Annotated in this window: 16 protein-coding genes; 3 read left to right on the top strand and 13 right to left on the bottom strand. The window is 70.0% G+C overall.

Going from position 1 to position 13,975, the window contains the following annotated elements; translation table 11 throughout:
• Positions 1 to 12: 12 nt before the first annotated feature.
• Both OG975_RS44490 and OG975_RS44485 read right to left on the bottom strand, forming a co-directional pair.
• Entirely contained in the window at positions 13 to 927 is a 915-nt protein-coding gene (locus OG975_RS44490; RefSeq protein ID WP_406335406.1) for an amidohydrolase family protein, read from the bottom strand.
• Between the two features lie 37 nt (positions 928 to 964).
• Entirely contained in the window at positions 965 to 1,789 is an 825-nt protein-coding gene (locus OG975_RS44485; RefSeq protein ID WP_406335405.1) for an SDR family NAD(P)-dependent oxidoreductase, read from the bottom strand.
• Between the two features lie 260 nt (positions 1,790 to 2,049).
• Here OG975_RS44485 and OG975_RS44480 point away from each other — a divergent pair, with 260 nt between their 5' ends.
• On the top strand, positions 2,050 to 3,375 hold the full coding sequence (locus tag OG975_RS44480; RefSeq protein WP_406335404.1) for a hypothetical protein: 1,326 nt from the start codon (positions 2,050 to 2,052) through the stop codon (positions 3,373 to 3,375).
• 86 nt (positions 3,376 to 3,461) lie between these two features.
• Here OG975_RS44480 and OG975_RS44475 read toward each other — a convergent pair whose 3' ends face one another.
• From OG975_RS44475 to OG975_RS44445, 7 genes are all read right to left on the bottom strand, one after another.
• Entirely contained in the window at positions 3,462 to 4,268 is an 807-nt protein-coding gene (locus OG975_RS44475) for a pectate lyase (protein ID WP_406335403.1), read from the bottom strand.
• A 31-nt stretch (positions 4,269 to 4,299) separates the two neighbouring features.
• The gene (locus OG975_RS44470; protein ID WP_406335402.1) at positions 4,300 to 5,280 is read right to left on the bottom strand and encodes a polysaccharide lyase family 1 protein; all 981 of its coding nucleotides are present in this window, start codon (positions 5,278 to 5,280) and stop codon (positions 4,300 to 4,302) included.
• A gap of 370 nt (positions 5,281 to 5,650) precedes the next feature.
• Complete coding sequence (locus OG975_RS44465) at positions 5,651 to 6,001, bottom strand: ArsR/SmtB family transcription factor (protein WP_406335401.1); 351 nt, start codon at positions 5,999 to 6,001, stop codon at positions 5,651 to 5,653.
• Between the two features lie 151 nt (positions 6,002 to 6,152).
• Positions 6,153 to 6,578: an ATP-binding protein gene (locus OG975_RS44460; protein WP_406335399.1), complete on the bottom strand. Its 426-nt coding sequence runs from the start codon at positions 6,576 to 6,578 to the stop codon at positions 6,153 to 6,155.
• Entirely contained in the window at positions 6,575 to 6,988 is a 414-nt protein-coding gene (locus OG975_RS44455; RefSeq protein WP_406335398.1) for a pyridoxamine 5'-phosphate oxidase family protein, read from the bottom strand. The genes OG975_RS44460 and OG975_RS44455 overlap by 4 nt, the downstream gene beginning before the upstream one ends.
• Positions 6,985 to 8,721: a SulP family inorganic anion transporter gene (locus tag OG975_RS44450; RefSeq protein WP_406335397.1), complete on the bottom strand. Its 1,737-nt coding sequence runs from the start codon at positions 8,719 to 8,721 to the stop codon at positions 6,985 to 6,987. Before OG975_RS44450 ends, OG975_RS44455 begins: the two co-directional genes overlap by 4 nt.
• The gene (locus OG975_RS44445) at positions 8,718 to 9,059 is read right to left on the bottom strand and encodes a metalloregulator ArsR/SmtB family transcription factor (protein WP_327434162.1); all 342 of its coding nucleotides are present in this window, start codon (positions 9,057 to 9,059) and stop codon (positions 8,718 to 8,720) included. Before OG975_RS44445 ends, OG975_RS44450 begins: the two co-directional genes overlap by 4 nt.
• Positions 9,060 to 9,220: 161 nt before the next feature.
• On the opposite strand from OG975_RS44445, the gene OG975_RS44440 reads away from it, so the two are divergent.
• Positions 9,221 to 9,436: an alkylphosphonate utilization protein gene (locus tag OG975_RS44440; RefSeq protein WP_327434161.1), complete on the top strand. Its 216-nt coding sequence runs from the start codon at positions 9,221 to 9,223 to the stop codon at positions 9,434 to 9,436.
• A 45-nt stretch (positions 9,437 to 9,481) separates the two neighbouring features.
• Here OG975_RS44440 and OG975_RS44435 read toward each other — a convergent pair whose 3' ends face one another.
• The 3 genes from OG975_RS44435 to OG975_RS44425 all read right to left on the bottom strand — a co-directional run bounded on the left by OG975_RS44435 (position 9,482) and on the right by OG975_RS44425 (position 11,477).
• Positions 9,482 to 10,006 carry a hypothetical protein gene (locus OG975_RS44435; RefSeq protein ID WP_406335396.1) on the bottom strand — a complete coding sequence of 175 codons (525 nt, stop codon included), beginning with the start codon at positions 10,004 to 10,006 and terminating at the stop codon, positions 9,482 to 9,484.
• A 391-nt stretch (positions 10,007 to 10,397) separates the two neighbouring features.
• Positions 10,398 to 10,784 (bottom strand): PPOX class F420-dependent oxidoreductase, encoded by a 387-nt coding sequence (locus OG975_RS44430; RefSeq protein WP_406335395.1) that lies wholly within the window; start codon positions 10,782 to 10,784, stop codon positions 10,398 to 10,400.
• A gap of 54 nt (positions 10,785 to 10,838) precedes the next feature.
• A complete protein-coding gene (locus OG975_RS44425; RefSeq protein WP_406335393.1) occupies positions 10,839 to 11,477 on the bottom strand; it encodes an HAD family acid phosphatase in 639 nt (212 codons plus the stop codon).
• Positions 11,478 to 11,705: 228 nt separating this feature from the next.
• On the opposite strand from OG975_RS44425, the gene OG975_RS44420 reads away from it, so the two are divergent.
• Positions 11,706 to 13,052 carry an NAD(P)/FAD-dependent oxidoreductase gene (locus OG975_RS44420; protein ID WP_406335392.1) on the top strand — a complete coding sequence of 449 codons (1,347 nt, stop codon included), beginning with the start codon at positions 11,706 to 11,708 and terminating at the stop codon, positions 13,050 to 13,052.
• Here the strand turns inward: OG975_RS44420 and OG975_RS44415 are convergent.
• Entirely contained in the window at positions 13,049 to 13,807 is a 759-nt protein-coding gene (locus tag OG975_RS44415; RefSeq protein ID WP_406335391.1) for a type 1 glutamine amidotransferase domain-containing protein, read from the bottom strand. The two genes, OG975_RS44420 and OG975_RS44415, sit on opposite strands and share 4 nt — an antisense overlap.
• Positions 13,808 to 13,975 lie beyond the last annotated feature (168 nt).

Genomic DNA, 13,975 nt, shown 5'->3' with positions numbered 1-13,975 from the left:
TCTCTGCCGACACTAGTGAGTTTCTTCGAAATCGAAGAGCTCCGCCGGGTTGTCCACGAGCAGCCGCCGCAAGTGCGTGGCGTCGGGCGCCAGTTGCCCCAGGAGGTCCACGAGCAGCCCGTCGTCCGGTGCGGGACCGGTGATGTTCACATGCGGGTAGTCGGTCCCCCACAGCACCCGTTCGGGCGCGTACGCCACCAGGGAGGCGGCCACCGCGACGGCGTCGGCGTACGGCGGCCCCTGCCGGGAGACCCGGTCGACCCCGCTGACCTTCACCCACACGTCCCCGGTGTCGAGAAGGGCGCGCAGGCTGCGCAGGGCGAGGCCGTCCCGTCCGGCGCTGACGTCGACGCGTCCGATGTGGTCGATCACGGCCCTGCCGGGCAGCGCACGCACCAGCTGCTCCAGGCCGACGATCTCCTCGTCCCTGACGTGGAGTTGGGCCGACCAGCCGAGTCCGTCGACGCGTTCGAGCACCGAGTCGATCTCGGCGCGGGTGGGCGGGGTGCGCAGATGGGGCAGGAAGTTCAGCCGGAAGGCCCGTACTCCCGCGCGGTGCAGTTCCTCGATCTCGGCTCTGCTCGTCGCCTTGCCGATCAGGGCCACTCCGCGCAGCCGCCCGGCGCCGGACGCCAGCGCGTCCAGCAGCACACGGTGGTCGTGACCGTGGCAGGAGGACTGCACGACAACGGCCCGGGTCAGCCCCAAGTGGGCGTGCAGGGCGTGGAGTTGTTCCTTCGGTGCGTCGAGCGGGGTGAAGGTGCGCTCCGGCGCGTACGGGAAGACCTCGGCCGGACCGAAGATGTGACAGTGGGCGTCGCAGCTGTCGGGCGGGAGCACCAGCTCGGGGGTACGGGGCGCCGGGTGCGGGGGCGGGCAGCCGGGTGAGGGGGTCAAATCCGGTTCCGGGACGGAGGGTTGGGTCAACTCCGAAGCCTGGCTGGAGGGTTGGGTCACCGCCGGCTCAGTCACAGCGCGCCGTCATTCCACCGTCGACGACGATCTCCGTGCCGGTGACGAAACGGGCCTCGTCGGAGGCGAGGAACAGGGCGGCGTACGCCGTGTCCCGGCCGTCGCCCATGAACCCGAGCGGGATCCTGGCCTGCCGCTGGGCCAGCAGCTTCGCCACGTCACCGCCCGCGCGCTGGCCGGCGAGACGGGCCTCCACCATCGGGGTGTGCAACTGCCCGGGGACGACGGTGTTCACGCGGATGTTGTCGGGGGCGTACTCGACGGCGGTCACCCGGGACAGCTGGATGACCGCCGCCTTCGCCGAGGCGTAGCCGACCTGGGCGGCGCCGGTCCAGCGCAGCCCGGACGCCGACGCGGTGTTGACGATGGCGCCTCCGCCGCCGCGCCGCATCACCGGAATGGCGTGCTTGCAGGCGAGGAAGGCGCTGGTGAGGTTGGTGCGCAGCTGGCCGTCCCAGTCCTCCAGGCTCAGGTCGACGGCGCCGCCCGCGCGGGAGCCGCCGACGTTGTTGACGAGGATGTCGATCCGCCCCGCATGCTCCTCGCATTCGGCGAAGAAGCCCTGGACGGCGGAGGGTTCGGTCACGTCGAGAACGGCCGTGTGGGCGGTGCCGCCTTCCTCACGCACGTGCCGCGCGGTCACCTCCAGGGACTCCTTGTCCCGGTCGGCCAGGAAGACGGTGGCGCCCTCGCGGGCGAAGATCACGGCGGTGGCGCGGCCGTTGCCCCAGCCGGGGCCGACGCTGCCGGCGCCGCCGATGACGGCGATCCGGCCGGCCAGTCGGCCCGGCCGCTGATGCGGGATGTCTTGGGTCACGGGAACTCCCTCGGTCGGAGCGATGGGACAGGCTGCGAAACCGGTCGACGCGTCTGCGGCGGACGGTGACCGCGCCCGTGGGGCGAGCCGTCGAGCCTGTCGACAGTCTTAGCCAGGTGTCGACAGAAAGTAAACATCGAGGCATCTGAAGCAGATCTATTGCCTTTAGTGTCGACAGGCGGCTTGGATGGGCTCGGGAACGCACCACGGATCCACGCTCCACGGATCCACGCCCGACCGATCCACGCCCGGAGGACGCCATGGACAAGCCGCCCGTGTTCACCGCCGAGGAAATCGCCCGGTTCCGCACGGAGTTGGCGGCACGGCGCGCGCCCGGCGCCCACGAACCCGGCCACTGGTCGGTCAGTCCGCTCAACCGGCGCCCGGATGTGGTGGGTTCACTTCCTCCGGCTGTCCGGCTGCGGGACGCGACCCTGCGCTCGGTGGAGACACTGCCCGGCGTCGTCGCCTCCACCGAGGCGAAGGAGACGTTTCTGCGCGGGCTCGTCGGCAGCGGGGTTCCCGAAGTCGTCACGGCCGGCTTCGGCGGCCGTAACGACACCGCGCTCAAGTCCGAGGTGAGCCTGGTCAAGGGTGAGAACCCGGACTGCCGGATCGTCTGTCCGCTGATGCGCTCGACGGACGACATCGACCGTGCGGCCGAGGCTGGCTACGACGCCGTACAGGTCTGGGTGCAGGGCTTCGGCGAGATGTCCCTCATCTACCAGCCGATGATCTACGGCCGGGCCTGGCGCGGCGAGGAGTGGCGCACCTCCGGGACTCCGCGCGACCGTGCCGCCGTACTGGCCCGCGCGACCCGGCTGATCCAGCACGCGCGCGGCCGCGGCCTCGATGTGATCGTGCCGCTGCTGATGGTCTCGTACCTGACCGAGGAGACTCACGAGGAGTCGGTGACCGTACTGGCCGGAGCCGGCGCCACCGAACTCACCCTGTTCGACGGGCCGGGAGCCATGAGCCCGGAGGCGTACGAGTATCTGGTCCGCCGCACCCGGACACTCGCTCCGGACGTCGAGGTCGGGCTGCACCCGCACAACACCTTCGGCATGGCGGTCGGTTGCGCGGTCGCCGCCGTTAGGGCGGGCGCCGCGGCCGTCGAGCTCTCGGTGAACGGCTACTGCGGCGGGCCCGGCAACGCCGACCTGGCCGCGACGGCTCTGGCATTCGAGGCGCTGTACGGCGTACGGACCGGGATCAGGACCGAGCGGCTGACCGAACTGGCCCGTGCGGGCGAGTCCCTGACGGGCTATCACACCGCGTGGAATCACCCGGTGACCGGCACCCACGCCTTCTGCTGGGGCGGCATGGACCTCATCACCCAGGAGACAGAGGTCGACCCCCTTCTGCACAACTGCCTGGAGCCCATCCTGGTCGGCAACGGCCGCAAGGTCCCGTTCACCCCCGACAGCGGCCCGTACACCCTGACCGACAAGCTGACGGCGCTCGGCTTCGAGCTCACCCAGGCCCAGGTCGAGGAAGTACTGGCCCGTTCCCGGGAGTTGATGGCCGACGGCGGCCGCCTGCTCACCGACGAGGACCTGGCCGCGCTGGCGAGCGAGGTCCACTGAGGCGCACCCCCGTCCGAAGACAGCAATGCGGCTGAACGAACCGGCGTGCGGGAGACCGGTTCGTTCAGCCGCCGGGGAAGGGACCGTCAGCTGTAGGTGATGTCGGACGCCGCGTACTTGCAGTACGTGCCGTCGGCGTCGGTGCCGTTCTTGGTCGGCTCCGCCCCGGTGTTGTTGCCGATGTACTTCTGGCAGGGGATGATCTTCTTGCTGGTGTCCCCGACCATCTTGATGCCCTTCAGGGTCGCGCTGTCGCCGTAGTTGGTGTTGATGCCGACGATCCGGCCTCCCTTGTAGGTGGCCTCGATGGTGTTGAGGTTGATCGTCCGCTTGTATTGCGTCTTGCAGTTGCCGCACGACCGGACGAAGGTGCCGAAGGTCTGCACCGCGAAGTTCGAGACGTTCAGCGTTCCGGCGCCGTTGAACTGGAACACCTTGTCGCTCGCCTCCTTCGCCCCACCGCCGGAGACGGTGTAGACGTTGGAGGACGAGGAGCCAAGGAACGTCGCCGCGTCCTCGCCGACGTCCTCCCACCAGACGTTCTGCAGCGTGCAGCTGCCCAGGCAGTGGATGCCGTCCGCCGCGGGGGAACCGATGATGACGTTCTTGAGAACGGTGCCTGCGGCCAGTTCCAGGATCGGCCCCTGGTCCTCGTCCTGGCTGCCGCTGCCCAGGTCACCGGTGCCGTAGAGACGCAGCATCCCGTAGTCCTTGGTTCCGGACACCGAGATGGTGGAGGAGACCGCCTGACTGCCGCTCGCGGTGGGCCAGGTGGCGGCACTCGCCGACGTCAGCGCGCCCTCTGTCATGATCATGGCAACCGAGAGGCCGAGTGCGGCCAGGGTGCCGGTCAGAGCGCGCCGACGGGCGCGCGCACGTACTGGTGAAGTCATGTCCCGTTGCCTTCTTCCAGGTGGGGGGTGGTCAGAGCTGCCCGGCGCCCGCGCCGGACGTGACCGACGCGACGACGGTCGAGGCGGGCTCGGCGGTGTAGCTGTAGGGCGGGGTGGTGAAGCTGCCGACCTGCGAGACCTCGGTGGCGGCTCCGCCGAGGTCGTTGCCGGTCAGGTTGGCGTAGCCGTCCACATCGCTGTCCCGGTTGGTGGTGACGGCGACCTCCGTGTCGCGGAACACGTTGTTCTCGACGAGCATCTGGGCGCCCATCCGGGAGTGCACGGCGGTCTCGGCCCCGACGACGTAGTTGTCGTAGAAGTGCCCGGTGCCGAAACGCAGGCTCGGGATACGGGAGTTGACGTTGTTGAACCAGTTGTGGTGGTACGTCACCCGCAGATGCCCGGTGTCCTCGCTCGCATTGTTGTCGCTGTGGCCGACGAGCGAGCCCTTGTAGTGGTCCTTGAAGGTGTTCCAGCTGACGGTCACGTAGTCGGAGCCGTGATTGATGTCGAGCAGACCGTCGTAGTAGTCCTTGCCGTGGTCGAGGTCGGACGAGAAGGAGTTGTGGTCGATCCACACCTTCGTCGACGCCTGCACGGTGATGCCGTCGGCGGGCTTGAGCGGCTTGCTGATGTTCAGGTTGCGGACGACGACGTTGGTGACCTTCTTCAGGCGCAGTCCGCCGCCGGTGAACCCGGACGACGAACCGACGCCCAGGACCGTGGTGTTAGAGCCGATGTCGACCTGACCGCTCAGCGAGAGCAGGCCGTTGACCTTGACCACCTTGGCCGCGTCACCGGTGACGGCCGTCTTGAAGGCGTCGAGCGTGGTGACGGTGACGGCGGTCGCGCCGCCTCCGCCGGTGGTCCCGGCACCGAAGCCGACCGGCGAGGTCTCGGCGGCTCCGGCGGACTGCGGCAGAACGAGAACCGTGGCGACGGCCAGGGAGGCCGTCGCGGCCACCGCCAGGGCCAGTTGGCGGGCGCGCCTTCGTGGGGGGCGAGTACGCATGCGGGTGTGTCCCTTCGGGGCATCCGTGGGTCATGTACGCGAACGACGTACTTCATACGGAACAGCGTGTGGCGCGCGGCAATACTCGTACGGGGACTCATGGGGCCCTGGTGCGTTCACTTGCCCAGGTGATGCGGCTCGGAGATCTGGTGTCTCGTATACGAGATGTCACACACGGGTCACGCTGCTGAACGGGAAACGTAAGGGGCAAGCGCTTTCTAGTCAACGCTTCACACAGAACACATCCGGCCAACTCCCGCATCACGCGGATTCCCGCGGAGCTCTGGAGCCCCGGTGCCGCGGCACTCAAGCGGAGCCCTGGAGCCCGGTGCGGCGGTGCGGTGCGGCAGCACTCAGGGCGGCGACACGGTTATGCGGTCGGCTTCGTCTTTCCCTGAGCGGCCTTCAGGTCGGCGAGCAGTTCGGCCTGACCCGCCAGCACTCCGGAGAGGATGGTCCGCGCGACCTTGAGCAGCTCCGCCACATGCGGGCTGGTCAGCGAGTAGTAGACGGTGGAGCCTTCCTTGCGGGTGACGACCAGGTTCGCCCGCCGCAGCACGGCCAGCTGCTGGGACAGGTGCGCGGGCTCGATCCCCACCTCGGGCAGCATCTCCGCCACCGCGTACTCCCGCTCGCTCAGAAGCTCGAGGACGCGGATACGTGCCGGATGCCCGAGCGTCTTGAAGAACTCGGCCTTCAGTTGGTACAGCGGCGTACTCATGCTGCCGTCCCCTCTCCGGCCCGCCGGCACGGACGTACCGACCGCTCCTCGGCGACTCGCACCCGCCCACTCGTCACACCCATGCGGACCATCCTCGCCTGCCGGGCAGGAAGGACCCAATTCGCGTCCCCTTTTGCGCGGGACCCCCCCTTCACAGCGGCAGGGTGATCCAGATGCTCTTGCCGTTGCCGTCGGCGTCGCCGCGAACCACCGCTGAACCGCCGAGGCCGAGAGTGAGCTCCATGACCGTTGCGAGGCCGCCGGTTCCGGACACCGCGACGCTCGCGTCCAGGGCCGGCCGGAACGGGTGACGGTCGTGGACGGCGAACGCCAGACAGTCCCGGCCCGCCGCGTAGACGATGGTGAGCTGCGGCGAGAGCGCGGCGGCGTGCCGGACGCTGTTGGTGACCAGTTCGCCGAGGATCAGCAGGGCGGGGTCGACGGCGGGATGGCGGCGGCTGATCCCCCACTCGATCAGGGCTTCCTCCGCGGTCTCGCGGGCCGTGCGCACGGCCGACGGTATGGCGGGCAACGTCAGGACATGCCGGTAGGGCAGGGCTTCGAGCCGCGTACTCATCGGTGCTCCGAGCCGTCGCCGAGGCGGAATCCCGCGAGGGACCGGGGATGGATCCGGATGATGGCGTCGTGCGGGCCGTGGGCCCAGCCGCTCAGCGTCCGGTGGTAGTGCGCGGCTTCGTCGCGGTCGGTGATCACTTCGGCGTGCCCGGTGGCGGTGACGCTCCAGCCGGTGCCGGTCCGGGGGTCGATCTCCTCGACGTGGTACGTCGCTGTCGGCGGGACCGCGGCCGCCTGGACCGGGGTGCGCACGACCAGGTTCCCGAACTCCCACACGTGCCGCGCCGGACGGACGACGGTCAGCTCCCGCCGTACGTACACCAGTCGTCCCAGCGCGGCCCCCTCCAGCAGCCACAAGGCCTCCGCGCCGGAGACCTCGACCATGCGCGGTGATGCGGGGGTGGTGCTCATCGGGCTCTTTCCTCGCTCGCGGCCCGGGGATCCGGGTGGCTCTTCGGGGTGGGTACGGCGGGCAGCAGGCCGGCCAGTTCCAGGTGTTCGCGGGCGCCACGGATCGCCTCGGGGGTGGTGGCGTACTCGCGGCCCTCCAGGCGCAGCAGGTCGAGCGCTCCGACGGAGTCCAGGACCTGGCGCTGGCCCGGGCGTATGCCGGAGGTCATGACGGCGATGCCCCGCCGGTGCAGTTTCTGCACCGCGTCCTTGAGGACCAGGGCACCGGTGGCGTCCATGGTGCTCACCCGGGACATACGCAGGATGACGACCCGGACGTCGGCGACGTCGGTCAGCTCCAGCAGAAAGCGGTGGGCGGCGGCGAAGAACAGCGGACCGTCGATGCGGTAGGCCACGATGTGTTGGGCCAGCAGCGCGTGTTCCTCGGCACTGTGGTCACCGCGGTCCAGCGGCACCTGGTCGAGGCTGGCCTGCTGGGCGACCGCGCGCAGGGCCAGGGTGCCCGCCACGACCAGGCCGATGATCACGGCGTAGACGAGGTCGAGGGCGAGCGTGGCGACGGCGGTGAGGACGAGGATCAGCGCGTCGGAGCGGGTGGCCCTCGCCATCGCACGGAGCGAGCCGACCTCGACCATGCGGATCGCCGTGGCCAGCAGGACACCCGCCAGCGCCGCGAGCGGGATCTTCGAGACGAGGGGCGCGGCCGCGAAGACGATCACCGCGAGGATCGCGGCGTGCGTGAGTGCGGCGAGCCGGGAGCCCGCGCCGGTACGGACGTTGACCGCGGTCCGTGCGATCGCCCCCGTCGCGGGCACTCCGCCGAACAGCGGCGCCGCGATGTTGGCCAGCCCCTGTCCGAACAGCTCCCTGTCCGGATCGTGCTGCTGCCCGACCGTCATGCCGTCCGCGACCGAGGCCGAGAGCAGCGACTCCAGGGCGGCGAGCGATGCCACGGCGACGGCGGGGGCGAGCAGCGTGCCGAGCGCGCTCAGGTCGAGGAAACCGAGCGAGGGGGCGGGCAGCCCGGACGGAAGGGCTCCGATCGGCTTGGCCGAGTCGAGCCCGGCGAGCTGGGCCACGAGCGTGGCCGCGACGACGGCGATGAGGGAGAAGGGGAGAGCCGGCCGCCATCGCGCCCCGACCAGCATGACCGCAGCCACGGCCGCCGCGAGGGCCACGGCCGCCCAGTTCGGATGCCGTACGAACTCCTCGATGGCACGCCAGGTGACCACCAGCACGCGGTCGCCCTCGGGTTTGGCCACACCCAGCGCGTTCGGCATCTGTTGCAGACCGATCACGCAGGCGATGCCGAGCGTGAAGCCCTCGACGACCGGCGCGGGCACGTATTGCATGTACCTGCCGGTCTTCAGCGCCGCCAGGGCGACCAGCATCACGCCCGCCATCAGGCCGACCGTCAGCACGCCCGAGGGTCCGTGCTCGGCCACGATAGGCACCAGCACCACGGTCATCGCGCCGGTCGGTCCGGACACCTGAAGATTCGACCCGCCGAAGAGCGCGGCGAGCGCCCCGGCGACGACCGCGGTCGCCAGCCCCGCCTCCGCACCGAGACCGGAGGAGACCCCGAACCCGAGGGCGAGGGGCAGCGCGACGACGGCCACGGTGAGTCCGGCGAGCAGATCGCGCCGGGGGGCACGCGCCATCTCCGCCAGGTCGGCGCGGGCGGGCAAGAGCGCGGAGATCCGGGTCCGGGCCCGGTCGAACGCCCCGGTCATCGTGTGCCGACCTCTGCTTCTCGCAGCTCGGCCAGGAGTTCGTCGCGCCCGGAGAGCATCTCGGTCAGGATCCGCCGGGCCGCCCGCATGAGATCCGCGACGTCCCCGCCGGCCAGTTCGTAGACCACGGTGGAGCCGTCGCGCTTCGAGGTGACGATGCCCGAGCGGCGCAGCACCGCCAGTTGCTGCGAGAGAGCGGACGGCTCCACTTCGATGGCGGCCAGCAGATCCCGCACCGGCTTCGGTCCGTCCTGAAGGAGCTCCAGGACCCGTATGCGCACGGGATGCCCGAGCATGCGGAAGAACTCCGCCTTGGCCTGGTACAGCGGAACCGACACGACTCCTCGACTTCCCCATGCGAGCGCTGCCCCGGGCACACGGTCGCGGCACAGGGGCTCGCTGCGGTTGCAGCCGACACAGCATCTAAGCAATTGCGAAATTTTGCAATTACGCATCCGTCGAGGATCCTGGTGCTCCGGACATGGATCAAGGAGCAGCGGTGAGCGAGACCAAGGACAGCAACGGGAACCTCCTGGCGGACGGCGACTCCGTCACGGTGATCAAGGACCTGAAGGTGAAGGGCACCTCGGAGACCCTCAAGCGCGGGACTCTGGTGAAGAACATCCGCCTGACCGGCAAGCCCGACGAGATCGAGTGCAACACCAAGAAGGTCAAGGGTCTGGTCCTGAAGACCACCTTCCTGAAGAAGGCATGACATCGGGCCCGGCCCACGGAGTGGACCGGGCCCGATGCCGGCGCGTCAGCTGAGGCCGAGGTCGGAGAGGGCGGTCGTCCAGTCGGTGATGATGGCGTCCTGGGCGTCGGTGAGGCTGACGGTGCCGGCGCAGACGGCCTTCTTGAGCTTGTTCTCGACCGTGTCCTTGTTGGCGGCGGTCTTCGTGCCGTACTCGGGCTCGGGCCAGAGGTTGAGCGCGCTCTTGGGGGAACCGCCGAGCTCGAGGGGGACGAAGTGGTCTTCCTCGTAGTCGGAGGTGGAGGTGTCGGTGTAGCCGTACTCGACGATCTGCTTCTTCTTCAGAGCCGTGGTGTACGAGCTGGAGGGCCGTACCGTCGCGGTCCAGCCGGAGACGCAGATCGTGGAGTCGATGGTGTCCTGGGTGACGTCCGGGTTGAGGTCGCCGGGCTGGCAGCTGGGGTCGGGCAGCGGAAGGTAGCCCTGGCTGCAGGTGGCGGCGTGCGCGGTGCCGGCGGTGACGGTGAGCCCGGCGGCGGCGAGGGCCAGCGCGGACAGACTGGTGACGAGGGGACGGGATATGCGGGACATCGTGGGGGTCTCCCGATGTGGTGCCCGGCAGAATTCCGGGCGGTCGTGGGCATGACAGCACCGGGGACTTCTATGCGGGTAGACCCTTTGACTCGACCGGGAGACGCTTGGTTGAAGATTTGTCCATGGCCTGACCGCCGTAGGTGAAGTCATGGCCTGGGCTTGGTTGTTGGGTGAGACACCACCGACGGGGCCGAGGGGAGTTAGCGTGCACCTGTCACTGTTCAGGTGAAGGTGCACCACGTGCACGAGGGGGAAGTTTCCCTGGGGAAGACGCGCGCGCCCGCAGTTCTGGGTCGCCCGGCCCTCGCGTTACTCGCGGGGGCCGTTCTCGCTCTGGCCCAACTCACCAGCGCCGGCGGCTACTTCACGGCGTCAGTGTGATGCGGCGTCACGGCGTCAGCGTGATGCGGATGCCCACCGTGCCGCGCTCGCCCCGGCGCAGGCGGCTGCCGAAGAGGGTGAGGCGGCCGACGAGACCGTACTTGCGGGCGACGAGCTGCCGGTAGTGGGCGGTCGCGGCCGCGTCGACGACCTCTGCGGTGGCCGGGACCTGTTCGCCGGTCGGATTGCCCCGCACGTCGCAAGGTCCCACCAGGACATCGGCGCGGTTGCGGATCCGCTTCACCTTCCAGCTGTCCGCGGGGGTCCAGGCGCCGAGCGCCGCACCGTCCCGCACGACCCACACCGGCGTGGCGACTCCCGTGCCGTTCTTGCGGTAGCTCGTGATCAGCAGGTACTTGCCCGAACCGAGCGTGTCCAGCGAGGCCTCTTCCATGGCGGAAGTCTAAGCGGCCGGTCCGGGCGCCGCAGGGCGCCCGGACCGCTCGGTTCAGGACAACTGGCCGTCGTAGTCGGGCAGCTTGAAGGTGCGCTCGGCGTGGCCTCCGACGAGGTCGGAGGTGTTGTTGCCGACGTTGGCGATGATCGTGTAACCCAGGGACTCGATCTGCGCCCGCTTGCTGGTCTTGTAGGCGCTGACCTCGTCGAAAAGGTCCGGCAGATCACGCACGTACAGGCCGGAGACCGGGTAGCCGACGGTCTTCAGGTTCCACTTCGTCTCGCTGGCGATGATGCCGGGGCGCGCGGTGACGAAGAAGATGTCGACGCCCCGGGAGTGCGCGTAGCGAGCGAGTTCCAGGGAGGCCTTGACCGCCGGGGTGGGCAGCGCGTACCAGGGGTGGAAGTCCGTCTCCAACGTGGTGTTGTCGATGTCGAAGACGAGGGCGAGCTTCTGTCCGCCGGCGTTCGCGGTGCGCTGTTCGACGTACGGCAGCGCCTGGTCGATGACGGCCTGGACGTCACCCTGCCAGGTGGCGTAGTCGACGTCGGCCTGGGCCGCGGTCGTGCTCGCCGCCGCCTGGACCGGGGCCGCGGCGGCGGACCCGGCCGCGGTGACCGTCCCTCCGATCCCCAGCGCCACGACCGCCGAGACCGCGCCTATCCTGCGCCCCACACCGCGTCCTGTCATGCCCGTCCCCTTCTCACGCCTGTACACGTCGGAGCGGCGAGGCAACTCGACCTCGCCGCGCCCGACATGATCGCGCGTACGGATGTACGAAAGGGGAAGGAAGAGTTACTGCTCGGTAGAGAATGTTGCCCCGCCGCGGTCGCGCGGTGGCAGACGCGGGCGTCCCGTGTGAGCCTGGGCTCGCGGTCGGCGGGCCGCTGTGTCGGCTCGTGGAGAGAGGCTGCTCGGATGGACGCTCCGAAGATCGTCATCGTCGGCGCGGGTTTCGCCGGCGTCGAGGCCGCGCGGGGCCTCGAACGGATCCTCGCTCCCGGCGACGCCCGGATCACCCTGGTCAGCCCCACCGACTACCAGCTCTATCTGCCACTGCTGCCACACGTCGCCGCCGGTGTCGTCACCCCGCAGTCCGTGGCGCCCTCGCTGCGCCGGATCCTGCACCGCACCGTGCTGGTGCCGGGTGGAGTGATCGGCGTGGATCCAGGGGCCAAGGTGTGCGTCGTCCGCAAGATCACCGGAGACGTCGTCGACCTGTCGTACGACTACTTGCTCCTCACCCCGGGCAGCGTGACCCGCACCTTCGACGTCCCGGGGCTGCTGGACGAGGCGCGGGGCATGAAGACCCTCGCCCAGGCCGTGTATCTGCGCGACCATGTCATCGCCCAACTCGACCTGGCGGCGGCCACGTCGGACGAGGACGAGCGGGCCGCGCGACTGCAGTTCGTGGTGGTCGGCGGCGGCTACGCGGGCACCGAGACCGCGGCCTGTCTGCAACGCCTGACCACCGCCGCGGCGAAGCGCTACCACCCGCGGATCGACCCCCGCCTCATCAACTGGCATCTGGTCGACCTCGCCCCCAAACTCCTGCCGGAGCTCGGCGACAAGCTGGGCAGGAGCGCACTGCGCATGCTCAGCGAACGCGGGGTGCAGATCTCCCTGGAGACGTCCGTCGCCTCCGTGACCGAGGACAAGGTCACCCTCACCGACGGCCGAGTGCTGCCCTCGCGGACGCTGGTGTGGACGGCCGGTGTCGCGGCGAGCCCGCTGGTCGACTCGCTGGGCGCGGAGACCGTACGCGGCCGGATCGCCACCGAGCCCGACTTCCGGGTGCCGGGCCTGGACGGGGTGTTCGCGCTCGGCGACGCGGCCGCCGTGCCCGACCTGGCCAAGGGCGACGGCTCGTACTGCCCGCCCACCGCCCAGCATGCCGCCCGGCAGGGCCGGCACGCGGCGAAGACCCTGACCGCGCTGCTGCGCGGGGAGCCGACGACGCCGTACAAGCACAGGGACCTCGGTCTCGTCGTCGACCTCGGCGGCCACGACGCGGTGTCCAAGCCGCTCGGCATCGGTCTCAAGGGCGTGCCCGCGCAGGTCGTGGCCCGCGGCTACCACTTGTACGCGCTGCGCACCGGCGCGGCCCGGTTCCGTACCAGCGCCAACTGGCTGCTCAACGCGGTCGCCGGCGACGACTTCGTCCGCACCGGGTTCCTCGCCGACAAGAAGGGAACCCTCCGGGACTTCGAGAAGACCGACGTCTATCTGACTCCGCAGGAGGTCGCCGCCCGCACCCGCGCCTAACGCTCGGAGGTATTCGTCAGCAGGGCGAGGTAGCGGCGGCCGAAGAGGTAGGCGTCTCCCGGCCAGCGGGCCGAGAGGTAGTGGCCGTCCCGCACGACGAACGCATGGGTGTCGTCGGAGGCGGTGCCCCGCCTGGTGAGCGTGCGGGGCCCCCGTTCGAACTGCGCGGCCGGGTCGGCGAGGGCCGCTCTGACCTCGTCCTCGACGTAGGCGGGGTAGGTGCGGTAGTAGCGGCCGAGACGCCAGGCGGTGGTGAAGTAGGCCGTGCGTTCCATGTACTTGGGCAGACAGGTCGTCCGCCGGTCGGCCAGCACGCTGCGGCCTGTCGCGGTGTCGCGGGCCCGGGCGAGCACGAGGACGCCGTGGCAGATCGCGCCGACCGGCCGTTCCAGGGTCCAGAAGCGGGCGATCCGCTGCTGCAATGCCGACGATCCCAGGTACTGCCGCATGCCGGGCGCGTGCCCGCCGGGCAGCAGCAGCCCGTCGAACTCCTCGACATCGACGTCCGCCCAGGAGACCGTGGCGTCGAACTCCGGGGATTCGGTGAGCTGTTGATAGCACCGCCGGGGTTCCGCCTCGGCGCCGAGCTGTCCGAAGAGCACGCCCGTCAGCAGCTTCGGGTCCGCCTCGGGCCGGGTACCCGCACGCTCGGTCGCGAAGACGACCTCGTGCCCGGCCCCCGTGAGGATCCGCCAGGGTACGGCTACTTCGGTGACGTCGAAGTCTCGGTCGGGGACCGGCATGAGCACGCGCATCCGCTCATCATGGCAGGGCTGTTCACCACGCGAGAGGGCCGGGGGCCGAGCCCCGCGAATGCTTCATGCGCCGCGGTGAACGCGCGGGCGTGGGCGCACGTATGAGGGGAGGGCTCTCGACCGGGGTCCTCGGCGGTGGTGACGCCGCGCCGTTCGGCTTCGGGAGCC

This window comes from Streptomyces sp. NBC_00203, assembly GCF_045206325.1.
Lineage (GTDB): Bacteria > Actinomycetota > Actinomycetes > Streptomycetales > Streptomycetaceae > Streptomyces > Streptomyces lutosisoli.
The sequence above is the reverse complement of the archived record's forward strand: the minus strand, read 5'-3'. Positions and strand labels throughout refer to the sequence as shown.

Bases quoted from the DNA above. Each gene is read 5' to 3' on its own strand.
- OG975_RS44480 (WP_406335404.1), top strand. From the start codon at position 2,050: ATGGACAAGCCGCCCGTGTTCACCGCCGAGGAAATCGCCCGGTTCCGC.
- OG975_RS44475 (WP_406335403.1), bottom strand. From the start codon at position 4,268: ATGACTTCACCAGTACGTGCGCGCGCCCGTCGGCGCGCTCTGACCGGC.
- OG975_RS44470 (WP_406335402.1), bottom strand. From the start codon at position 5,280: ATGCGTACTCGCCCCCCACGAAGGCGCGCCCGCCAACTGGCCCTGGCG.
- OG975_RS44465 (WP_406335401.1), bottom strand. From the start codon at position 6,001: ATGAGTACGCCGCTGTACCAACTGAAGGCCGAGTTCTTCAAGACGCTC.
- OG975_RS44460 (WP_406335399.1), bottom strand. From the start codon at position 6,578: ATGAGTACGCGGCTCGAAGCCCTGCCCTACCGGCATGTCCTGACGTTG.
- OG975_RS44455 (WP_406335398.1), bottom strand. From the start codon at position 6,988: ATGAGCACCACCCCCGCATCACCGCGCATGGTCGAGGTCTCCGGCGCG.
- OG975_RS44450 (WP_406335397.1), bottom strand. From the start codon at position 8,721: ATGACCGGGGCGTTCGACCGGGCCCGGACCCGGATCTCCGCGCTCTTG.
- OG975_RS44435 (WP_406335396.1), bottom strand. From the start codon at position 10,006: ATGTCCCGCATATCCCGTCCCCTCGTCACCAGTCTGTCCGCGCTGGCC.
- OG975_RS44430 (WP_406335395.1), bottom strand. From the start codon at position 10,784: ATGGAAGAGGCCTCGCTGGACACGCTCGGTTCGGGCAAGTACCTGCTG.
- OG975_RS44425 (WP_406335393.1), bottom strand. From the start codon at position 11,477: ATGACAGGACGCGGTGTGGGGCGCAGGATAGGCGCGGTCTCGGCGGTC.
- OG975_RS44420 (WP_406335392.1), top strand. From the start codon at position 11,706: ATGGACGCTCCGAAGATCGTCATCGTCGGCGCGGGTTTCGCCGGCGTC.
- OG975_RS44415 (WP_406335391.1), bottom strand. From the start codon at position 13,807: ATGCGCGTGCTCATGCCGGTCCCCGACCGAGACTTCGACGTCACCGAA.